At 53.7% G+C, this 423-nt stretch carries 3 tRNA genes; all 3 read left to right on the top strand.

The annotated features are described in order from the left end of the window. The first annotated feature begins 53 nt into the window (after positions 1-53). The 3 genes from AAIE21_RS29385 (at position 54) to AAIE21_RS29375 (ending at position 295) form a co-directional block, all read left to right on the top strand. Positions 54-127: transfer RNA gene (locus AAIE21_RS29385), tRNA-Arg, on the top strand. Positions 128-135: 8 nt separating this feature from the next. After that, positions 136-209: transfer RNA gene (locus AAIE21_RS29380), tRNA-Pro, on the top strand. A gap of 10 nt (positions 210-219) precedes the next feature. After that, positions 220-295, top strand: a tRNA-Ala gene (locus AAIE21_RS29375). Positions 296-423 lie beyond the last annotated feature (128 nt).

Genomic DNA, 423 nt, shown 5'->3' with positions numbered 1-423 from the left:
TCCTGCGGTGGGTGACCACCGTGCGGGTTCGACCCCCGCCCTCGGCACCATATGCGCCCGTAGCTCAATTGGATAGAGCGTTTGACTACGGATCAAGAGGTTAGGGGTTCGACTCCTCTCGGGCGCGTTTTCCTTCGGGAAGTGGCTCAGCTTGGTAGAGCACCTGGTTTGGGACCAGGGGGTCGCAGGTTCAAATCCTGTCTTCCCGATACTTATTTTGGGGCCTTAGCTCAGCTGGGAGAGCGCCTGCCTTGCACGCAGGAGGTCAGCGGTTCGATCCCGCTAGGCTCCACCAAAAGTTCTTTGAAAACTGAACGAAACAAACAACGTGAAACGTCAATTTTTATTTTATGATGCTAGACAAACTAACTTTATTGGAGAGTTTGATCCTGGCTCAGGATGAACGCTGGCGGCGTGCCTAAT

This window comes from Paenibacillus sp. 102, from assembly GCF_039549175.1.
Taxonomy (GTDB): Bacteria; Bacillota; Bacilli; order Bacillales; family Bacillaceae_G; genus Bacillus_A.
Note: the sequence above shows the minus strand (reverse complement) of the source record. Positions and strands in the feature narration are given on the sequence as shown.